Here is a 21,035-nt window from a genome sequence, read left to right on the forward strand (position 1 = left end):
GAAAAACGTGCCATTATGGCTTGTATTAGGCGAATCTGTCCGAAATTACTTGTTTGAATGTAGCAAGTGCGTCCTTCAGCGCTACGATCTCAACAGGAAATTGACTGAACTCGCAGACTTTGGCCTTCAACTCAATTTGTTCACAAATAACATGTACTTGCGCTGCACCCAAGGTCCCCGAATTTCCCTTCAAGGTATGCAACTCGGCTTGAACCCCCTTGCAATCAGTACGCGAATAGGCTTGTTCAGCAACGGCAATTTGCTCCTCCGCTTCCGCAATGAATTCTGCCAACATCCCTTGTACAAATGCGGGATCTCCCCCAACGGCATCCGATAGGGATTTTAGTACCTCCTCGTCAACGACCTCATTGGAAGTATCGCGTATGACATCCTCGGAAGCATGACCATTGTACACCCATCTCCCAACCATTTGAATCAGTTGTTGTGCGCGAATAGGTTTAGCGATATAGTCATTCATTCCTGCCGCTAAGAATCGTTCTCGATCCTCTTTCATGGCATAAGCGGTCATCGCGACGATAGGTGGCAATTCAATTCCTTTCGCTTGCAAAAGACGCGTAGTTTCCATTCCATCCAACTCTGGCATTTGGATATCCATTAACACCAAATCAAAGTTGGCATCCTCCATCAAACAATCAATCGCCTCTTGTCCACTAGTCACCGTTTTAACCACACACCCAGCTTTAATCAATATCTGAGAAGCCACTTTGCGATTCGTTGCATTATCGTCAACTAGTAAAATTCGCGCACGTACTTCTGTTAAGGTTCCTGCAATATCAAATCGTTTCGCCAGTGAAATCGAGGATGCCTTTGACGCATCTCCAATCGCTAATTGGACCGTAAACCAAAACGTACTACCCTTTCCTTCCTCAGATTCTACCCCAATCTCCCCCTCCATCATTTTGCAAAATTCCTGCGAAATAGCCAATCCCAAACCAGTACCTCCATAATTCTTGGAAGTTGAATTGTCCAACTGCTGAAAGGCAGAGAATAATTTCTTGAGATTCTCCGCACTAATTCCAATTCCCGTATCAGTTACGCGTACCATTAATTCGACATGCTTGGCATCCACTTTTACGGTCGAAACTGAAATCATTACCGATCCATTCTCCGTGAATTTCAAGGCATTGGAAGTCAGGTTAGATAAAATTTGCAGTAAACGTGTCTCATCGGCCACGACAACTTTAGGCACATCCGCAGCAATATTATAAGCCACCTTATTCCCCTTCTGATGCGCAATCGGCGTAAACAAGGACATCAGTCGGTCCAATAAATCCTCAAATACCAAATCAGCCGGATGAAGCACCATTTTCCCAGCTTCGATTTTGGCTAAATCCAAAATGTCATTCAGGATATGTAAAAGCGTTTCAGATGACTTCCGAATGGTTTGTAAGTAATCTTGTTGGTCCTCGTTCAACGGCGAATCACACAGTAAATCGACCATACCAATCACCCCGTTCATTGGCGTACGAATCTCATGCGACATGTTGGCCAAAAACTGTTCCTTTACTTTCAACGAATATTCCGCTTGTTCACGTGCCTCAACTAATTCGGTTTGATATTTCTTTAAATCCGTGATATCCCTAGCAATGCCCGAAACCTCCGAAATTAGCGCTTCGGATTGGATGGGGTTTAAATAGATTTCCAACCACTTTTGCTCGCCGGATTTGGTCATCAACTCCAATTCAAAATGTTGCTTTTGACCCCTAAACGCGAGTTTATATTTCTCTTCGAGCGGTCGGCGTTCTTGTGGGGCCACCAACTGGAATCCCATACTTTCCGTACTTAAATTCAATTGCGGTTTAATCTGTAATTGTTTTTCCAGTAGTTCAGCGTATTCTTGGTTGAAACTTGTCAACATAAGTCGTTTATTCACCGACCACATTAAGTGGGAACTACCCTCAAAAATGGCATTTAATCGAGCTGTTTCATGGGCCAAAGCCTCTTCCGCTTGTTTACGCGCAATGGCCACGGCGACTTGGCTCGAGATAAAATCCAGTAATTCCAAATCGCGATTCTCGTATTTATTCGCACGCTCGTAGGATTTGACACCAATAATACCGGTTACCCGATCACCAATGCGAAGCGGAACACAGAGCATCACTTTAGGTACGACTCCATAGAGGTAAATTTTCTTCTCAGCAGCTAATTGGTGTATATCGTCATCATGCAAAATCATGGGCTTATTGGCCATAATCGCATATTCTGTCAACCCATTCCCCAGTTTACGCTTGGTAAAATGAACGCGGGAATCAAAATATTCATCGATGTAATACGGGAAATACAAAAAGCTTTTTCCCGGATCATATTGGGCAATAAAGAAATTCTTCACGTCAATGACCTCGCCGAGCTGCTTATGGATATTGACATACAAATCATCCAAATTGGTTGAATTGATCGCAACCTGCGCAATGGATGAGAAAAGTTTATTCGCGCGCTCTGCACGAACTTTCGCCGTGGAATTATGTAAAATACAACGGTAGGCAGTTGGTGTTCCGCGTTCAAGCCGACAACTCGCAGAACCGGAGACGTATAAACGCCGACCGTCCTTTCGCCTAAAGACAGCCGTAAATTCGGGTAACTCTTCGCCACGGGCCAACAAGTCGAATTGGGCATGCGTGTTGTGTGCAAATTCGGGATGCAAGACATCTTGAATTTTAAGATCACGCGCTTCCTCCTCGGAATAGCCCATTGTGTCAAGCCAAGCTTTATTGACAAATAAAAACCGTCCCGTTACCCCCGTAATTTGAATAAGATCGGTCGTATTATTAATTAAATCGCGCAGTTGGGCATTCGATCGCGTAAGCGCTTCCGTCACTTTTTTTCGTTCAGTGATATCTTCCCCAATAATACTCAAGTAAGACGTATTGTCGGATTCCTTCACAATCGTGGATGCCACTTCCACCCATTTCATGGAACCGGTTTTGGTGATGTAATTTCGTTCACGATCTTCAAACAAACCACCTGAATCGATGGCCTTTTGGAAGGAGGCCCGCCGGTCCTCTGTTTCACCCTGGGGCAAAAGCGTAGCAAAAAAATCTTTTCCGTTTAATTCATTTGGCATGTAATCAAACAACGCGTGCGTGAACGCGTTTGCAAATACGATGGTGCCGTCGAGCGCCATGATGATACCAAATAACTTTAGGCTTGCAAGGGTATTTATGAGATTTTCTTTCGACGTCGCTTCAGAAGCAATTCCATCGTTAATTTCTAAAATGTCCAATTGCTTTTTCAGCTCTTGGATTTCGTGAATTAGATCTTCCTTTGTTTTGTTTGCCCAAACTGCCATGGCATTAATCCCTTTTTTTGCTTAAATGTACAAAAAAGGGCGTAATTTCGCGTACCCTTTAGCCCCAAGAACACGTGCAAGTAAGAGCAAAAAAGAGTTTAGGCCAACACTTTTTAAATGATTTAGATGCCGCCGAGCGTATTGTGGATGGTTTGCAACCACAAGGTGAATACCAAAAAGTCTTGGAAATCGGCCCAGGGATGGGGGTTCTCACCCAATTTCTCGTTAAAAAAGAAGCCTACGAAACGTCCTTAATTGAAATCGACAAAGAGTCTGTCGACTACCTACGGAAAAACTATTTAGAATTTACAGGTCCACGGCTAATTGATGGCGACTTTTTACGCTACCCTTTGGAGAATATATTTGGTGAAGAAAAATTTGCCATCGTAGGTAACTTCCCCTATTTCATATCAACTCAGATTTTTTTCCGCGTCTTGGAATACAAAGATCAATGCATCGAAGTCGTGGGTATGCTGCAAAAAGAAGTAGCGATGCGACTAGCTGCCAATCCTGGCAACAAAGATTATGGTATCTTAAGTGTTTTATTACAAGCCTATTATGATGTGGAATACCTATTTAGTTTAGGCCCCGAAGTATTCACGCCCCCACCCAAAGTAAACTCAGGCGTCATTCGCATTCGCCGCAATTGGGACAAAAAATTAGCTTGCGACCCAGCAAAATTCAAGATTGTCGTGAAGATGGCATTCAACCAGCGGCGCAAAACCTTACGCAACGCGCTACGCGCCATGCAATTGCCAGATCACCCGTTGTTAACCAAGCGCGCCGAGCAATTAGGCGTCCCCGAATTTGTGGAATTAACCCATTTGTGGGAAGCACAAGGTTACCCAGGCGCATAATTTAACGGTTTAGAGACATACGTTTTCCGTCAAAATTTCCGTACTTGCGCCTTCAATCTTTTCAAAATCGAATCTCATGGAAGAAATCAACGTACAACACCTTCCGTTCGAACTCACCAAAGAGTTTTTAGAAGATATTCGCCAGCTGATTTCAGCCCAAGCGAACGAAGAGATTATTGCCAAAATCGAAGACCTTTTCCCTGCTGATATTACCCATATTTTATATGAATTAACAGGAGTAGAAGCTAAATACATTGTCCAATTATTAGACACCAAAATTGCCGCTGAAATCATTTCGACACTCGACAGTGATGACCGCAAAAAGTTCCTAAAGAACTTTACCTCCAAAGAAATTTCGGAATACATTAACATCGTCGATTCAGATGATGCCGTAGATATTCTGAACGAACAACCTGTCCGCATTCGCGAAGAAGTCATCGCCCTATTGAAGGACCGCGAACAAGCGCGTTTCATTATTGACCTCATGCATTACGATGAAGATTGTGCAGGCGGTTTGATGCAGAAGGAGTTAATTAAAATTAATGTCACACAGACCGTAACGGAATGTGTGGAGGAGATTCGCCGACAAGCCGAGGATGTAGAGAAAGTGTATTCCGTCTATGTCGTAGACGATGACGGATTGCTTTTAGGAACAGTTTCGTTGAAAAAAATCATTTTAGCCAAACGCGGATCTAAGATTCAAGATGTCTACGAAGACGATGAAATTGTCTCTGTTCAGACCTACAGCACAGGCGAAGAAGTAGCCGATTTAATGCAAAAATATGACCTGGAAGCCATTCCAGTCGTGAATATTCAAGGCCGATTGTTGGGCCGAATCACCATCGATGACGTGGTCGATTTCATTACGGAATCTGCGCAAGAAGATATTCAGGTCATGGCCGGTATCTCGGAAGACGTAGAGGAAGATGACTCTGTATGGCTTTTAGTACGTTCGCGTTTACCGTGGTTAATCGGTGGTATGGTGGGTAGTTTTTTAGCTGCCAAAATCATTGATCGCTTCGATGATACAATTGCCTTGTTACCCGCCATTTCAGCGTTTATTCCGTTGATCGGGTCAACGGGCGGAAACGTGGGGATTCAGTCCTCTTCGCTCATTGTACAATCATTAGCAGATAAAAGCGGTTTAGATACGACACTTTGGAAACGTCTTCAAAAGGTATTTATCGTGGCTATAATCAATGCAACCATTGCCGCAATATTTGCTTTTGGATGTTCTATTTTGGTTGTCAACGGCGAATCCATGTTGGCAGTTACCGTTTCACTTTCCCTTTTCGCCGTGGTTATGTTGGCCTCGCTTATGGGAACCATTACGCCTTTGGTGTTAAACCAACTCAAAATTAATCCAGCCATTGCATCGGGTCCGTTTATTACAACGACCAATGATATTTTGGGCTATGGTGTGTATTTCCTCATCGTTTATTTCTTGTTGTAGTCGATGATAGCCGTGATACAGCGCGCGAGTTCAGCCCAGCTTCACATAGAAGAAAAATTACATGCCTCTATCGGTAAAGGATTCGTAATTCTACTCGGCATTCATGTAGATGATACGCCGGCGGATGTCAGCTATTTGGCTGGAAAAATCCATGGATTACGCATATTTTCCGATGCGGAAGGCAAAATGAATTTGGCACTTTCGCAGGTGAATGGGGAAATTTTATTGGTTAGCCAATTTACCTTATATGCAGATACCCGGAAGGGAAATCGGCCGAGCTACTTAGCGGCGGCCCGACCGGAACAAGCGATTCCCTTGTATGAACAAATGATTCACCAACTTGCCCAGGCGATGGGTGGACCGATTCAAACGGGCGTTTTTGGTGCCGACATGCAAGTAAGTTTATGCAACGATGGACCAGTGACCATCATCATCGATTCAAAAAACCCAGCAATATGACCTTAGAAGAAGCCCAAAAACAAGTAGATACTTGGATTCAAACCGTAGGCGTTCGGTACTTTAGCGAACTGACCAACATGGCTATGCTAACTGAAGAAGTAGGCGAAGTAGCGCGCATTATTGCCCGTCGGTACGGCGAACAATCTGAAAAGGAGTCCGACAAGCAAAAAGACCTGGGAGATGAAATGGCGGATGTACTGTTTGTGTTGATTTGTTTAGCCAATCAAACGGGCGTTAACCTCACAGAAGCGCTGGAAAAAAACATGCAAAAGAAATCGATCCGTGACGCAGAGCGTCACCACAACAATCCCAAACTCAAATAATCTTTATTTCGCTGGCAGAATTTGGTTGGCTGAGATACGTTTACTGATCGATTTACCTTCCTCTTGATTGGGGGTAAATGGCTTAATCAACGAAATCATATCTAGACTCGGATTCAGTTTTTGAATGGCCACGTGGCGCACATCGAACTCCGTTTGACCCGATATTTGGGTATATTCCGCGGCCGACAAGCCCGCGTGCTGATTGCCTGCATTACTAAAAGTCGCTAAATGTATTCCGGCTAATTTACCGCCTTCCCAAGAAACCACTTCACCACCATGCGCCCAATTGAAGCCTGACAGTGTAAAGTTTTTAGCATTGAGTTGTTGGACATCTTGCAAAGGAAGTCCCAAGTAAAGCCCAGAATCTGTCTTCCAAGCAGATGATTTTCCTTGAATGGTTACGTCGACAATCTCACCCGAATGATAATATACATTGACTTGCTTGGACGTTCGAGGGAAAATCATGGACCCTTGCAAGGTATCCGCTCCGATGACCCAGCTTGTGTCTGCCACGACATTTTCTTTTCCGTATTTGGTTTGTAGGCCGACTAAATTAGCACAAGCCAATACTTCATTGAGTGATTGAGTAGGAACTTCTGTTTGGGGAGATGTGCAAGCGAAAACCGTTGCAAAAAGGAATAGTAAACCTAATTTTTTCATACTAGAACGAATAAGCCAGGGTCAAATTAACTTGACGTCCCTGATTTTGATACTGATTGAACCTTTGGTACGTTTTGCCCAACAAGTTATTCCCTGAAAGACCTAAATTAACATTCCGCTTCACGAAATAATTAATTTTAAAGTTCAAATCTACAATATCTTCTAACTGTATCAACTGACTTTGCGCAGGATTTAGGGCAAATAAATCCTTAATCCAATATACATCCGGTGAAATAAACACCTTATTCGATAGCTTCCAGGTATTCGTCCAGCTCATTGTCAACCCAGGTTTGTGGGAGGCTTGGAAAACGGTGTTCAACAAGGAATAGGTCACATGATCCACTTTTAAACTGGAGGTAAACGCATTCGAAACATGGACGTTCACTTGACCAATGATATTAGCGACTTGAATTTTTTGAATTCCACCGATGTACAAAATTTGAAAACGAGAGGCATCTGAAGGGCTATTGATGAACGTAGGCAAATCAGCATACTCCGCATAATTATACTTGATTTCAAAATCAACATTTTTGTTACCTAACCCTTTAATTCCCCCGTAAAGATTACCTACCTGACTGGTATTGGTAAAGCTCGTTGGAATGGCCATCCATGGATTTTCAGCCAAAAATGATTTAAGCGTATTGAATTGTACATCGCCACCGATTCCACCAAACAAATGAATGAAATCAGACACACCAAAATCCATCTCAAACTGTGGAAAAATACTCGTCTTCGCAACTGCATCTTTACCCTCCTGCTCCGTCGCCACTAGAATCCCCGCATTGACCCGAATACGTGAACTGGCATACGCAATGCTTGGATTAACACGATAAAACGAACGCAATAAAGGCTTATTCCCCAACGCCGAAACATACTCTCCATGGATGTAATCAGCGTCTAAACGGGCTTTGACCTTCTCCGATAAATCTTTGGAATAGAATAAATGAGACTTCGCGATTAATTCCGACAATCCACCTGGGTTCTGCAACAAGCCCGCATCTAAGGTCAATTTATAATCTGAATGGGCATTTTTACGCGCACTCAACACCTTGCCCAACACATTGAAATACGAATAATTCAAACGAATATCCGCAGCTTTGACAAAACTAGGTATTTCAGGCAAGCCATAGGCGTGGTTGACTTGTCGGCTTGCAGATAGACTCCCTTCCCAGAAATTCACAGCACCTAAATATCTGCTAACCAAACGGGCTTGATTTTCACTACGGGCAGAATAGGTGGATTGGACCGGTCCTTGCGCATTCGCGTCATGGTTCAAATAAAAACCAATAAACTTATTTTCTTGTGGTGAATGGCTCGCATTAAAGTTCAACAAGGTATGTCCATAATTGCCCACCCCGAGCTGCAAGACGTTATCATATTTCTCACCAAAAGCCACTTTGGCTGTATCGCGGGAACGCATGTCCTGCGCGGGTGGCGCTTGGATATTTGGCAAAGAATCGCTTGGCCACGTGAGACTTGTCGCTTGCTGCTTCATTTCCTTGATGCTTAAAGGCATCTTAAAGGACTTTAATGGCAGGTATTGACGTTCGGATACCTTCAGTTGCCAAAGGGACTTCGCGCCACCTGGAACTATAATCACCGTTTTGTCAATTTCCTGTGCGGAAATATTCGAGCTAATTACGCTCGCAGCAAGGACAAAAAGAATAGTCGTTATACCCCTCATTTACTTAATTCTTCTAATTTTTTCTTTGCCTGAAGCAGAATGCTTTCATCACGCATACTGGACAAAATACTATCTAAAATGACTTTGGCTTGTCGGCCATTTTTCAACGCAATGAAATTATCGGCCATCAATAAATAAGCCTTCCCTACCCAGGCATCTGCTACTTCATAATAGCGTGCGCCCTCTTGGCTAAAATATGCTTTGATTAAATCCGTAGAACCTTTATAATCACCTGATTGTGAATGAATTAAAGCCACCTCGATAAGTGCCTGCGCTCCTAAATCCATACTATCTATTTGAACAACCTTCATGAAATGACGTTCAGCATCTGCCTTGTTTTGCTTAATCAACCAAGCTTGCGCGATAGTGAAATGCAATTGAGATTTTTGCTCTAAATCAAAATCTAAGTCCATCATAGACTCAAGATTATTTAATTGATCCGAGGCCTTATATATATCAACTAATACAGGTCTAGCTTTAAATTTAAACGCTTCATTCCCTGACTTATCTACTACTAAATCAGTAAGAAAAGCAGCCGCATTTACGGTATTTTTTTGTTCCAATTCAATGGAAGCAAGCAACCATAAGGCTTCTGATTTTTTCGAAGTTTGATTATTCAAATTAACAACTCGTTTCAAGTAGGTCGCTGAATTCCTCCAGTCTTTCGTTTGAAAAGTACCAAACCCAAGCATCCAATAAACTTCGCCTATTTGGGCGTAATTCGGGTATTTAGAAACAAATTTAGCAAGCTCTGGAACAGCTATACGGTATTTTCCTGAGTTAAAAATAGACTGACACAAATCAAAAAGCTCTTCATCATCCCCCTTTTCCTCGCCGTTTACTGAGGAATAAATCTGACGTAATTCAAATATTTCTTCGCTTCGACCTTCACGCTTTAATATTTCACTAGCCCCAATTAATGCCTCCTTAGAGGTAGAGTCTTTTGTGAATTCACGAACTAATCGCTGGTAATCAGCTAATGCCAAAATCCATTGATTCGTAGCTTCATACGTTTCCCCACGTAACAATAAGGAAGAACTTAAATAAGAATTTCCAAGCGTGGTTTGTTGTATAAATGCACTTAAAGAAGAAATTAATTCCGCAAAAACTAGTTTATTTTGAGATTTAAAACGAGCCAAATTTGCCAAAAATAATGCCTCATCATGCTTAATGCCATTTGTGCTTACTTGGCTTAATTTTTTATAAACAAAATGTGCTTCTTCAAATCTTCGCTCATTCATTAACACCGCAGCTTTTCGCTCTAATAAAGAACTTATACCGGTTTGACCTAGTGCTATACCTTGATCAAAATAAGATAATCCTAAATTAATCTTTCCATTAGCAATAGCCGTTTCACCTGCATTTCTAAAATCATCCACCGTTTTTGAAACTTGTAATTTATTGGATAAATAATCCTCAAAATAGTTTTGCGCCCGATCATACATCGTGATGTAGGTGAAGGACTGCGCCAAACTTAGGCGAATCCGTTGGCTTAATTCCGGTGAACCAGTTGGCTTACTTGTTTCCTCCAACAAAGGCATATACAGCTTAATCGCATCCGAATTCTTATTATTTCTCGCTAAGATTTCCGCTTGGGCATAGCGCGCATTCCACGCCATTTCTTGATTTAACGGATATTCCAAGGAACGCTTCAAGAAGGTAATCGCCCGCTTTTGATCATTTGCCGCGTAATATTGAGCACCCTTTTCATACATCATCAATTGATATAAGGCTTGGAATTTGGCTTTTCCGGCGGGTGAATGGAGCATAAAGTGGGATAAGGCCGACAAATCTTGTGTCTGCTGAATCGCGAAAAGGGCTAGGTCAACGAACAATTCCGCATGCACTGGATTCGTATCAGATGTCTGTGATTTTTTGACCTCTTGAATGATAAACGGCCAGTCTTTTTGAGATTTAAGAATTTCCCAACGGGCAATAAATGCATTCTCCTGCAGCACAGGATTATAATTCATTCGCGCAATCTCGACTAACAAAGCTAATCGTTCATCAATTTTTCCTTGCCTCTGATAAATATCTGCAGTCAATTGTACTATTTCCTGTCCAAGCGAATCAGAAGGTGAAGCTATTTTCGTTAAAATTTCCAGCGATTTGTCATCTTGTTTTGACTGATACAATGCGAATGCCCATTTGAAATTACGTCTCCGCGTAAATAGGTCAGGCGCATGATTGTAAAGAATCTCGAAATTCTTTGCTGACTTAACAAAATCACCTTGCTGAAACTGCTTCTCAGCCAAAATAAATGCAATTTCCTTTTTTTGATATTTCCCGGTTGTGTCTGCTAATATAGGCTCCGCGTATATTTCCAAATCTTGAAATTTACCTAATTTAACCAATGCCGAACATATCCATTGAGGAACTTCAGCTGTATAGGCTGGGTCTGTGGCAGCAATCTTAAAGTCGGAAACCGCTTCTTCATATTCCCCCTGTTTAAAATGCATAACACCCGCATAATAAGCAGCTGGTAATGCATATTCCACTTCAGTCTCATTCTTTAAATTATTGAAAATGGCTAATGCCTCAGGGTAATGGCCCAATTGATAATTTGAAATTGCCATGAAATAAGCATACTCCAAATTGGTTTGAGCAGCTTGGCTCAAGTAACGAATAGCGCGGATCCAATCACCTGTTTCATAGTAAAACTCCCCCATTTCACGTTTGAGTAGGGCAGCAAATGGACTTTCTGGGTGTTCCGAAACAAAGCGAATGGCTTGCATTTCCGCCTCGGGACGCATGGTGTAAATCGAACACATGGCGATGTAATATTCCACCTGTGTTTTTTCCGCCGTAGACTCACGGGGTTGTTGCTGCAAATAGCTTACATATTGAATGAATTCTTCCCGCGCAGCGATGAAGTTTTTGGACTGAAAAAAGAGATTAGCTTGACGAAATGTTTTGGCTGGATCAGTAAGCAAAGTGGTTTGTTGGCCCACACTCACCCACGCCGAAAAAAACATGAAAAGGAATGAAATACCAAAGGCGGAAAAACGTTTTTTCATTCAAAGAATCAGGAGTGATAAATAAAGATGCAAAATACAATTTAATTTCAATATTGATTTGAGGTTAAAACGGATAATCAACAATATTATTTCCTTATGACACTATTTTCTCTAATTTTGAAACACCAAATTACGTAATCATCAACCACATGCTTCGAATTATACTTTGCTTACTCATCATTTCGCCGGCCTTTGGCCAAGAAGCAGACCGCAGCACCAACAAACGAATTCCGCCGATCAAATATGGCGGCTATGTCATCTTCGAAAAAAATGGACATGGATTAATTGCGACCGTTGAAAATATTGGGAAACTAGATTTTAAACAAGCGCAAAAAGCATGTGAGGATTTGACTCAAAATGGATTTGATGATTGGCGTTTGCCTACCAAGGAGGAGTTCGATTTGATACATCCCAAATTAAACCACAAGAAAATCGGCGGTGGAAGTATTTTTCAATCCGCCTGGTATTGGACTTCTTCGGAAGTGGACAAAGACAACGCCTACACGCACAACCTGCAAACAGGTTTGCAATCTCCCTATTTCAAGGATTTTAAATGCTTGGTGAAAGCGGTTCGCTCGTTTTAGGCAAGACCCCAAAACGTTTCATTTGCACATCCATCACCCAAAACCAGATCGGTGGAACGAGGGCCAATAAAATCATTCCCGGATATCCCGTAGGCATTTGAGGGGTATCGTCATGATGACGCAATACCTGATATTTACGCGATGCTTGGAAATGATGGTCGCTGTGTCGGCTTAACTCAAACAACAACAAACGTCCCATGATGTGATTGCTATTCCAAGAATGGTGTGGCTTCACTCGTTCGTACCGGCCAGACTCCACGCGATCACGCGCCAACCCATAATGCTCAATGTAATTAACTGTTTCCAATTGGATGGAACCAATCAGCGCGGCTGCCATAAATGAACCCATCACCAGGGTCCCGAAAAACCAGCCGATTAGGGCTAAAAACAGGATTTGGATGCCAATGAACAAACTGGTTTGTTGGGCATCAATCCGCCACGCACTCCGCAAAGTTCCCGGAAAGGTTTGTAACCAAAACGCGAAAACGGATTGCTTGTATTTGGCCGAACTTGGGTCATCTGGCGTGCTCACGTGCGTGTGATGTCCTTTATTGTGCTCGATAAAAAAGTGCATGTATAAACTGGTCAGCAATAAACATTTGGCCATAAATTGCTCTGCTTTATTCGACCTATGACCTAATTCATGGGCGAGGTTAATGCCAAAAATACCGGCCATCAAGCCCATCATGGCGATTCGGCCTAGGCGATCTGACCAGGCCAACTCATCGGTCATGCTAACTAGAAAGAAATACAACGTGACAAACTGTAAACCAAAAGCCACATATAAAATCCAATCGTAAAGCTTATCTTTTTTGGCTAAAGCCTCTTCCTCAGCGGCTAGATTGCGCGCGTCTGGTTTTAAGACAAGTTCGATGCCTGGGACGAAGGCGAAAGTAAATAAGAAGCCGGCCCAACAAGCCAACCCGGTGGAATGAAAGGACCAATAGGCAAAAGCGAACATGCAAAAAGGAGCGATGTATTTTAATGCTTTCATATTAAAATTTGAATACGTAATCTATATAAGGTATGGCAAATGCTTCCCCAGCAGGAATTAACACGCCAAAATCAAAGGAATTTTTCTCCCCCATAAAACGAAAACCACCCGTCAATACACCCCGATTTTTCATGGAGTAGGTTTCAGTTTGGAAATCATATTCGCGCAGGGAGAACAACCAATTCTCGGTCACGAGCATCACGCGATTCGAAATGCGCGTCATGCCTGAAATCGTAAACATCGGTCGGCGCGCTCCACGCCACGCATAACTCGAATTAGGATCTTGTTGTTTCACAGCGCCCCAACCACCATTTAAAGTCACATTATGTTCCCTCGTTCCATACGTGGCGGAACCGTAGGCAACCGCTAACCCAAAATTAAAGTCTTTTATGAAAGAAGTTGCGGCCAGCATACCATAACCAAGGTGCCATTTAGGAGCCACTTGATATCCCCATTTGGGGGTAATGAAAAAAGCAAAGGGAATCACCGCGCCACCACCCATGGAAAAGTGGTCGCTTATGCCATATTGCACGCTGTTGGCTAAAATGTAGGCGTTTTGATAATAGCGTTCTCCCTTGCGTAGCGGGATAGCCGATGGACCAAAAAAGTATCGCGTCGGATGTGGATTTCCAAAAAGAATATCCCGCTGTCCGCCGGCCACCTCAGGCAAGTAACGGAGGGATTTAATATTTGAGCGGAGAATGGTTAAATCCCCCAAAGCTTCATTTTGAACCTGTATTTGATTCGTGGATAAATCACGCAACGCAGCGATTATGCTCCGATTATCATGTAGTTGAATTTCAACCCGGATGGAATTTCCTAATTCTGATTGCGTTTGAATTTGATTTTTAAGCACTTGCATCGAGCCTAGGTTCAATTCTAGTAACCGAATTACGTCTGTATCTTCCGACTCAAATTGCCCAACAAGCTCATTGGTGGGTAGCTGAATACGCACAAAGCGTTTTTGCGCGAGCAGGCTGCTCGGCAAAATCAGCATAAAAATAAAAACTAGGGTACGCATAGGCATCAAATTTAAATAAAGATGCAATTATTTTTTATAAGTGATGCGATAGATACTTCCACCTAAGTCGTCACTAACATATAAAGAACCATCGGGGCCTTGCGCCAAACCACACGGGCGGTGCTGAATCGGGCCTGTAGGTTTCACTAAATCCGTTCCTGCAAAATTATCTGCAAAGATTTCCCATTTGCCGCTTGGCTTTCCGTTTTTGAAGGGCACAAAGCCAACTAGATAGCCTTTTTTGAATTCAGCAGATTGACCATGGAAGGCAATGAACGCACCATTTTTATATTTGGCGGGGAATTGATTTCCGGTGTAGAATAACAAATCGTTTGGTCCCATGTGGGCTGGGAAAGTAACGGTTGGATCCAAGGCTGTTTCGCCACCCGTTTTCTTTCCGTCACCGCCGTATTCGGGGGTAACGATCTTTTTATTTTGTTTTTGGTCGTAGTAGATATAGGGCCAGCCGGCATCATCGCCCGCTTTTTTGAATTCGTACATGGCCTCAGCAGGTAATTCCTGCGACATTTGAGGCGTATAATATTGGGGATAAAAATCGTGGAATTGACCACGTCCGTGCGCCATGGCGAATAGCGAATTTGTTTGCGTGTTCCAGGTAATCCCTACGGCATTCTTTAATCCGGTTGCATAGCGAACGCCATCTTGGAATTTTTGATTTAGTTTATTGGCATCAAACTGCCAAATCCCTCCTGCTGAATCCAGAATCGCGCAGGGGCTCATGCCTTTGCCGGTTCCGGGCACGCGGCATGGATCGTTCCAGGAGCCGATGGTCACATAAATATGTTTTTTGTCTTTATCAAAAACGAAAGGTTTCGCGTTATCGCGTCCGTGATCAGGCAACCCATCCACGATCGATTCGTAGGCATTTACGTCGGCAATTTCACCTTGGGCATTCAGCGCATAGCGATGCACACCTTTGTTGGACGCCGCATAAAAATACTCCCCATCGATCCCAATCCCGGTTCCCGTATAATTGCCAAACCAATTCTGATCTTCATACACCCCGTCTTTATCTTTGTCTTTTAACAAAACGATGCCGTTCCCCTCTTTTAGTTTGGAGAGTTTGGCATACACATGTCCTTGTTTGGAAACGGTGATATGGCGCGTGGCGCCTAGATCTTTACCGATTTCCGAGATGGAAAATCCGATGGGTAATTTGATGTCTTGGGCAAAAAGAAGTGTGGGCGCTAAAAGTCCTAGGGTAAGCCATTGTTTCATAGGTCGATAGGTAAATTTCCGACAAGGTAAGAAATTTTGGAAAAAGAGCTAGGGGGTGGTGGGGTTAATTGTTTTATCAAGAAGCTGAAGAGCTAAAAAAGCAAATGAGGATACAATTAAGCGGGAATTAAGATTTGGATTTTCCTATTCGACGCACATTTGCGTAGATTAATAAGCTTATTCGACGCAAATCTGCGTAGAATAAAGGTTCGATTCGACGCACAATAAAGTATGCTAGTAAAAAAATAACTCAAATCATTGAATATCGACCACTTGCCGAATATCAAAAAACCCTCCTAATTCACATTAGGAGGGTTTTTAATTTAATCCAGTGGTCGCGTAGGGATTCGAACCCCAAACCTTCTCATCCGTAGTGAGATGCTCTATCCAGTTGAGCTACGCAACCATTCCCTTGTTTGGACTGCAAAGGTAGAATTTCTTTGGTAATTTGGAAAGTCTTCCCTCGAAAAAAATTAAAATAATCACTACTCGCCTTGGAATGAAGCACTTCACTTCGCCCAAATGGTCACATTCCCCCACCCAAATATTCCTCATAGGGAATACTTTAGCAAAAATATAGCTACTACCTGGGCCAGCACAGATTCCCTTCGTGCCATGTTCACATTATCAGTTTTTAGAGTTGGATATCAATTATTTGCTCCTAGGTTAGGCGATTATAACCTAACCCAACTCACATGAAAAATCAACATCACCAAGTGGCGAAAATCTTCTTTTTCGCAATCACCATTTCCGCCATGCTAAGCTCATGTACCAAGGATAAAACATTAGCTACCAAAACCAGCTATCCGGAAAACTCCTCCGTATTTAAATCCGTCACCAAAGAAGAATACCTGAATGCCACGCCACTCGAAAGGCGATTCATTGATCAAATCGACGGCGCCGTACATACATTGGATTTATTGAAAAAAAATAATCCCCAACAAGAATATGAGGCGATACTGACCATCGACAAAGATCCCAACAATAAATTCCATAACTCCATCCTCATTGGAATCGTCGAAAAGAAATCAAGTGGAATGCAGACAGACGCTGAACCAGACCCCGTACCCGATGGAAAATGCCACGTGTGCGGATTAAGCTCTGCCTACAGCTGCATCAAAGAGGTCGAGAAATTCATGGATGCCAAAAACAAAGATTCCATCTCCGCCACCATCAACCGAACGGCTGATAATTGCATAGATATCATCTATCATTAATAAACAAGGGTCAACGATAGCTAACGCTAGGGTTGACCCTTTAAATTCAACCAATTGGCAGCATTCAAAAAATCTAGTTGATTGAAATGAAATGCATCTAATTTGAACTTATAAGTATTATATTTGATTTCAATAGTTAAAACTAGTCCAATGAAGAGCAACAAGGTATTTAGAAAGGACTCAGATCAAACCAATCTATTAGTAAGAGTTGGGAAAATCAGTGGCCAGAATGCAGTCCGACGTTCTAAGGAGATGAATTTAGCTGTTACCTACATCGAAAAAGGGGTTGTTTATCAAGAACAACCCGATGGTTCAAAAATTCAAATTGATATTGTAGATTCAAAGCCAACAAAGATTTCCTTCAAAAAAGGAATGATTTTACGTGTCAAATAAAAAGCGCGTTCGGATCTTTGCCGGCCCAAATGGTTCAGGAAAAAGCAGCCTTTTTCGTGGATTTCAACAAGAAATTAAAGATAAAACCGGCTATTTTGTCAATGCAGACGAAATTGAGCTAAAATTAAATCAGTCATCTTCAATTGATTTAAACTTACTTGGACTTGCCGCTACCCAGGTCACACTAAATGAATTTATTAAATCGCCAATCTCTCAATCATTAATAGCTAAGGCAAAAAATGCAGGTCAAATTATTGACTTACTTATCAAAAATAATTGCCTAATTGATAATTCCATTGGTTCTCATAGTTACGAAGGTTCTTTCGTAGCTTCATTCATTCGCCATTTATTAGTTGAACAAAATAAATCGTTCAGTTTCGAAACGGTTATGAGTCACCCTTCAAAGGTTGATGAAATAATTGACATGAAAGAAAAAGGTTATGCACCTTATCTATACTTTGTTTGTATTGACAAACCTGAAGTAAATATCTTGAGGATATCCAACCGAGTTGTTCTAGGAGAACATGATGTACCAAAAGATAAGGTTATCGAGCGCTATACCAAAAGTTTGGAACTATTGCACCTCGTTTTGCCATTGTGCTTTCGTGCCTATTTGTTTGACAATTCAGGTAAAGAATATCAGCTAATAGCCGAATTATATCAAGGAGATTTAGAATTAAAAACAGATCATTTACCCCAATGGTTTATTCAATATGTCTTACCATATTATGAATAATACTACCGATAAATTCATAACAATTAGGTTAAACCAACGGGCTTAAAAACTCCTCCCGCAAGATTTCCCCCGGGTGAATGTTAGCTAATGTTTTCATGAACTAGTGGTTATTAAAAATTTACAATTCCCTCCGCAAGCGCGCCACGGCAATCCCCAACTGCTCCCGGTACTTTGCCACGGTACGGCGCTTCACAATAAAACCGCGCTCCGATAAGATCCCCTCCAAATCCTCATCCGAATACGGCGCATCATGCGGCTCTCCCGCAATAATCTCCCGCAAAATATTCTTGACCTCCCGGGTCGAGAAATCCTCCCCCGACTCGTGGGTGATGCCCTCCGAGAAGAAATACTTTAAAGGAAACATCCCAAAATCGGTCTGCACCGACTTCGCCGAGACCACCCGCGACACCGTCGAAATGTCCATCGCAATATCCGCCGCAATCTCCTTCATCTTCAACGGCCGTAAACGCGCATCATCCCCCGTCAAAAAGAAATCATACTGTTTCGTCACAATACTCTCCATCGTTTTCATCAAGGTTCCTTGACGCTGTTGGATTGCCTGTATGAACCAGGATGCGGCGTCCAACTTATGTTTGATGAACGTCACCGCCTCCTTAATATCTTTCTGCTGCTTATTCCCCTTCTCATAGGTTTGCAACATCTCCTGAAACGACTTGCTCACCCGCAATTCGGGAGCGTTTTTGCCATTTAATTTGATGTCCAATTTCCCATCCACCTGCGTCACAATAAAATCCGGCTGTAAAAATTGAGCCACCTCACCCGCCTCCGTGCCACCCGGCTTGGGATTCAAACGCGTAATAACTGCAATAGCTTGTTTCAAGGCCACTTCATCTACACCTAATTTTTGCTGCAAGGCAGCATAATGACGTTTGGAGAAATCATCGAAATAGGTGTCAATTAACTGAATCGCGAGCGCATGCGCGGCATCCTCTCCCACCGACTTCCGATGCAACTGCAAAGACAAACACTCCTTCAAATCCCGTGCCCCAATGCCCGCCGGATCTAATTGCTGGACCTTCATCAGCACCGCTTCCACCTCCGCATAATTCGTTTCAAACCCAATCGTAAATGCCAAATCATTAACAATACTCTCAATATTCCTCCGCAAATACCCATCATCCTCCAAAGACCCAATAACCTGCTCCGCTATCAACTGCTCCCGCTCACCCGACACCACAAAGCCAACCTGCATCAATAAAAACTCTTCCGCACTCGGCACCGTCGCCATCGGCCGCTCCCGGATCTCCTCATTCGGATCATAGGAATCCCCCGCCATCTTATATCCCGCATAATCATCTTGTAAATAATCCCCGATCTCCAATTCCTCACGCTCCAAATCCTCCACGGTCTCCCGTTCTCCCTCCTCCTCAAATCGCTCCGAATCTACGCCCTCCTCTAAGGCTGGATTTTGCTCCAATTCCTCCTCCACACGCGCTGCCAATTCCGCCGTCGGAATTTGCAATAACTTGATCAACTGGATCTGCTGCGGTGAAAGTTTCTGCTGCTGCGACAGCTTGATGGATAATCCCTGCATATAACGCTGTATTTAAAAACAAAAATAAATGAAATAATTCGGTAATTGTGCGTATTTTTGAGGCTCATTGTGACCAAATAAACGGCACTACGAGATTCTATCGCATGCAAATTAAAGAAATACTTTCATTATCCCCGAGTAATCAAACCATAACCGTCAAAGGTTGGGTACGTACCAAACGCGTTTCTTCCAACGTTGCCTTCGTCGCCCTAAACGACGGATCAACCATCCATAATATTCAAGGTGTAATTGCCGACGGGACCGTAGCCGAAGAAACCCTTCGCCTCGTAACCACCGGCGCCTGCATCGCCCTCACCGGAATCCTCATCCCCTCACAAGGACAAGGACAATCTGTTGAAATTCAAGTAACCGATATTCAGGTATACGGCACCGCCGACCCAGAGAAATATCCACTCCAACCGAAAAAACACTCACTCGAGTTCTTACGTGAGATTGCGCACCTAAGACCGCGTACCAACACGTTTTCGGCCATTTTACGCGTCCGACATGCCTTAGCATTCGCCGTACATTCGTATTTCAACGATAAAGGTTTCTTCTATTTACATACGCCCATCATTACGGGATCGGATGCAGAAGGCGCTGGCGAGATGTTCCGCGTGACGACTTTGCCTACCACCAATCCACCCATGACCGAAGAGGGCAAAGTAGATTTTAAAGAAGATTTCTTTGGTAAGGAGACGAATTTGACGGTTTCGGGACAGCTAGAAGGAGAGCTTGGAGCCATGGCCTTATCGAAGGTATATACGTTCGGTCCTACGTTCCGTGCGGAAAACTCGAACACGACGCGTCACCTAGCGGAGTTCTGGATGATCGAGCCGGAAGTGGCGTTTAATGAATTAGAAGATAACATGAATTTGGCGGAGGACTTCACCAAATACTGCATCAAATACGCGCTAGACCACTGCGCAGACGACATCGCCTTCCTCGAAAAACGTTTACTAGAAGAAGAAAAAACCAAGAAAAAAGAGGAGCAATCTGAACTTAGCCTAACCGAAAAGTTACGTTTTGTGACGGAAAATGATTTTGAACGCTTAACCTATACGGAGGCAATCAACATCCTCTTGCAATCCAAAACCCACAAGCAAGGTAAGTTTCAATATCCTGTTGAATGGGGCATCGACTTGCAGTCTGAGCACGAGCGCTGGTTAGTCGAAAAACACTTCAAAAAGCCTGTTATCCTAACGAATTACCCGAAAGACATCAAGGCATTCTACATGAAATTGGACGAAGACGGCAAGACCGTGCGTGCGATGGACGTATTATTCCCAGGTATCGGGGAGATTATCGGTGGATCACAGCGGGAAGATGATTACGCGAAATTAGTGCAACGCACGAAGGATGTGGGCATTGAGGAAGAATCGATTTGGTGGTATTTAGAAACACGCCAATTTGGCTCTGCGCCGCATGCGGGCTTCGGCTTAGGCTTCGAGCGTTTAGTTTTATTTGTAACTGGCATGTCGAACATTCGCGACGTGATTCCGTTCCCTCGTACGCCTAAATCAGCTGAATTTTAAG

At 43.0% G+C, this 21,035-nt stretch carries 17 protein-coding genes and 1 tRNA gene; 9 read left to right on the top strand and 9 right to left on the bottom strand.

Translation table 11 applies throughout. The annotated features are described in order from the left end of the window. Positions 1-25 precede the first annotated feature (25 nt). Positions 26-3,307: a PAS domain S-box protein gene (locus AC1W6K_RS01215; RefSeq protein ID WP_481946136.1), complete on the bottom strand. Its 3,282-nt coding sequence runs from the start codon at positions 3,305-3,307 to the stop codon at positions 26-28. Between the two features lie 74 nt (positions 3,308-3,381). Between AC1W6K_RS01215 and rsmA the strand changes: the two genes are divergently transcribed. The 4 genes from rsmA to AC1W6K_RS01235 all read left to right on the top strand — a co-directional run bounded on the left by rsmA (position 3,382) and on the right by AC1W6K_RS01235 (position 6,399). Then, positions 3,382-4,164, top strand: coding sequence for a 16S rRNA (adenine(1518)-N(6)/adenine(1519)-N(6))-dimethyltransferase RsmA (gene rsmA, locus AC1W6K_RS01220; protein ID WP_481721998.1), 783 nt, complete (start codon positions 3,382-3,384; stop codon positions 4,162-4,164). A 76-nt stretch (positions 4,165-4,240) separates the two neighbouring features. Then, positions 4,241-5,617: a magnesium transporter gene (mgtE, locus tag AC1W6K_RS01225; RefSeq protein WP_481722000.1), complete on the top strand. Its 1,377-nt coding sequence runs from the start codon at positions 4,241-4,243 to the stop codon at positions 5,615-5,617. A 3-nt stretch (positions 5,618-5,620) separates the two neighbouring features. Continuing rightward, the gene (gene dtd / locus AC1W6K_RS01230) at positions 5,621-6,076 is read left to right on the top strand and encodes a D-aminoacyl-tRNA deacylase (RefSeq protein ID WP_481946137.1); all 456 of its coding nucleotides are present in this window, start codon (positions 5,621-5,623) and stop codon (positions 6,074-6,076) included. Further along, positions 6,073-6,399, top strand: a complete 327-nt coding sequence (locus AC1W6K_RS01235; RefSeq protein ID WP_395786248.1) for a nucleotide pyrophosphohydrolase — start codon at positions 6,073-6,075, stop codon at positions 6,397-6,399. The genes dtd and AC1W6K_RS01235 overlap by 4 nt, the downstream gene beginning before the upstream one ends. A gap of 3 nt (positions 6,400-6,402) precedes the next feature. On the opposite strand, the gene AC1W6K_RS01240 is transcribed toward AC1W6K_RS01235, so the two are convergent. Genes AC1W6K_RS01240 through AC1W6K_RS01250 form a run of 3 tightly spaced genes read right to left on the bottom strand, consistent with a single transcriptional unit; the run spans position 6,403 to position 11,760 of the window. Continuing rightward, positions 6,403-7,059 carry a hypothetical protein gene (locus tag AC1W6K_RS01240; protein WP_481946138.1) on the bottom strand — a complete coding sequence of 219 codons (657 nt, stop codon included), beginning with the start codon at positions 7,057-7,059 and terminating at the stop codon, positions 6,403-6,405. A gap of 1 nt (position 7,060) precedes the next feature. Beyond that, positions 7,061-8,743 carry a hypothetical protein gene (locus tag AC1W6K_RS01245; RefSeq protein ID WP_481946139.1) on the bottom strand — a complete coding sequence of 561 codons (1,683 nt, stop codon included), beginning with the start codon at positions 8,741-8,743 and terminating at the stop codon, positions 7,061-7,063. After that, on the bottom strand, positions 8,740-11,760 hold the full coding sequence (locus tag AC1W6K_RS01250; RefSeq protein ID WP_481946140.1) for a CDC27 family protein: 3,021 nt from the start codon (positions 11,758-11,760) through the stop codon (positions 8,740-8,742). Before AC1W6K_RS01250 ends, AC1W6K_RS01245 begins: the two co-directional genes overlap by 4 nt. Before the next feature lie 149 nt (positions 11,761-11,909). Here AC1W6K_RS01250 and AC1W6K_RS01255 point away from each other — a divergent pair, with 149 nt between their 5' ends. After that, entirely contained in the window at positions 11,910-12,344 is a 435-nt protein-coding gene (locus AC1W6K_RS01255) for an Lcl C-terminal domain-containing protein (protein ID WP_481946141.1), read from the top strand. Here AC1W6K_RS01255 and AC1W6K_RS01260 read toward each other — a convergent pair. From AC1W6K_RS01260 to AC1W6K_RS01275, 4 genes are all read right to left on the bottom strand, one after another. Further along, positions 12,310-13,338 carry an alkane 1-monooxygenase gene (locus AC1W6K_RS01260; RefSeq protein WP_481946142.1) on the bottom strand — a complete coding sequence of 343 codons (1,029 nt, stop codon included), beginning with the start codon at positions 13,336-13,338 and terminating at the stop codon, positions 12,310-12,312. The two genes, AC1W6K_RS01255 and AC1W6K_RS01260, sit on opposite strands and share 35 nt — an antisense overlap. A 1-nt stretch (position 13,339) precedes the next feature. Continuing rightward, complete coding sequence (locus tag AC1W6K_RS01265) at positions 13,340-14,359, bottom strand: hypothetical protein (protein WP_481946143.1); 1,020 nt, start codon at positions 14,357-14,359, stop codon at positions 13,340-13,342. Positions 14,360-14,386: 27 nt separating this feature from the next. Further along, positions 14,387-15,598, bottom strand: coding sequence for a PQQ-dependent sugar dehydrogenase (locus AC1W6K_RS01270; RefSeq protein WP_481946144.1), 1,212 nt, complete (start codon positions 15,596-15,598; stop codon positions 14,387-14,389). A gap of 332 nt (positions 15,599-15,930) precedes the next feature. Further along, a tRNA-Arg gene (locus tag AC1W6K_RS01275) sits at positions 15,931-16,004 on the bottom strand. 289 nt (positions 16,005-16,293) lie between these two features. Here AC1W6K_RS01275 and AC1W6K_RS01280 point away from each other — a divergent pair. From AC1W6K_RS01280 to AC1W6K_RS01290, 3 genes are all read left to right on the top strand, one after another. Then, the gene (locus AC1W6K_RS01280; RefSeq protein ID WP_481946145.1) at positions 16,294-16,815 is read left to right on the top strand and encodes a hypothetical protein; all 522 of its coding nucleotides are present in this window, start codon (positions 16,294-16,296) and stop codon (positions 16,813-16,815) included. 150 nt (positions 16,816-16,965) lie between these two features. Beyond that, the gene (locus AC1W6K_RS01285; RefSeq protein WP_481946146.1) at positions 16,966-17,208 is read left to right on the top strand and encodes a hypothetical protein; all 243 of its coding nucleotides are present in this window, start codon (positions 16,966-16,968) and stop codon (positions 17,206-17,208) included. Beyond that, a complete protein-coding gene (locus AC1W6K_RS01290; RefSeq protein ID WP_481946147.1) occupies positions 17,198-17,944 on the top strand; it encodes an ATPase in 747 nt (248 codons plus the stop codon). The genes AC1W6K_RS01285 and AC1W6K_RS01290 overlap by 11 nt, the downstream gene beginning before the upstream one ends. 118 nt (positions 17,945-18,062) lie before the next feature. Here the strand turns inward: AC1W6K_RS01290 and rpoN are convergent, their stop codons facing one another. Then, positions 18,063-19,499 carry an RNA polymerase factor sigma-54 gene (gene rpoN / locus AC1W6K_RS01295; protein ID WP_481946148.1) on the bottom strand — a complete coding sequence of 479 codons (1,437 nt, stop codon included), beginning with the start codon at positions 19,497-19,499 and terminating at the stop codon, positions 18,063-18,065. A gap of 104 nt (positions 19,500-19,603) precedes the next feature. On the opposite strand from rpoN, the gene asnS reads away from it, so the two are divergent. Then, positions 19,604-21,034: an asparagine--tRNA ligase gene (asnS, locus tag AC1W6K_RS01300; RefSeq protein ID WP_481946149.1), complete on the top strand. Its 1,431-nt coding sequence runs from the start codon at positions 19,604-19,606 to the stop codon at positions 21,032-21,034. Position 21,035 lies beyond the last annotated feature (1 nt).

It is taken from the genome of Aquirufa sp. (assembly GCF_964796385.1).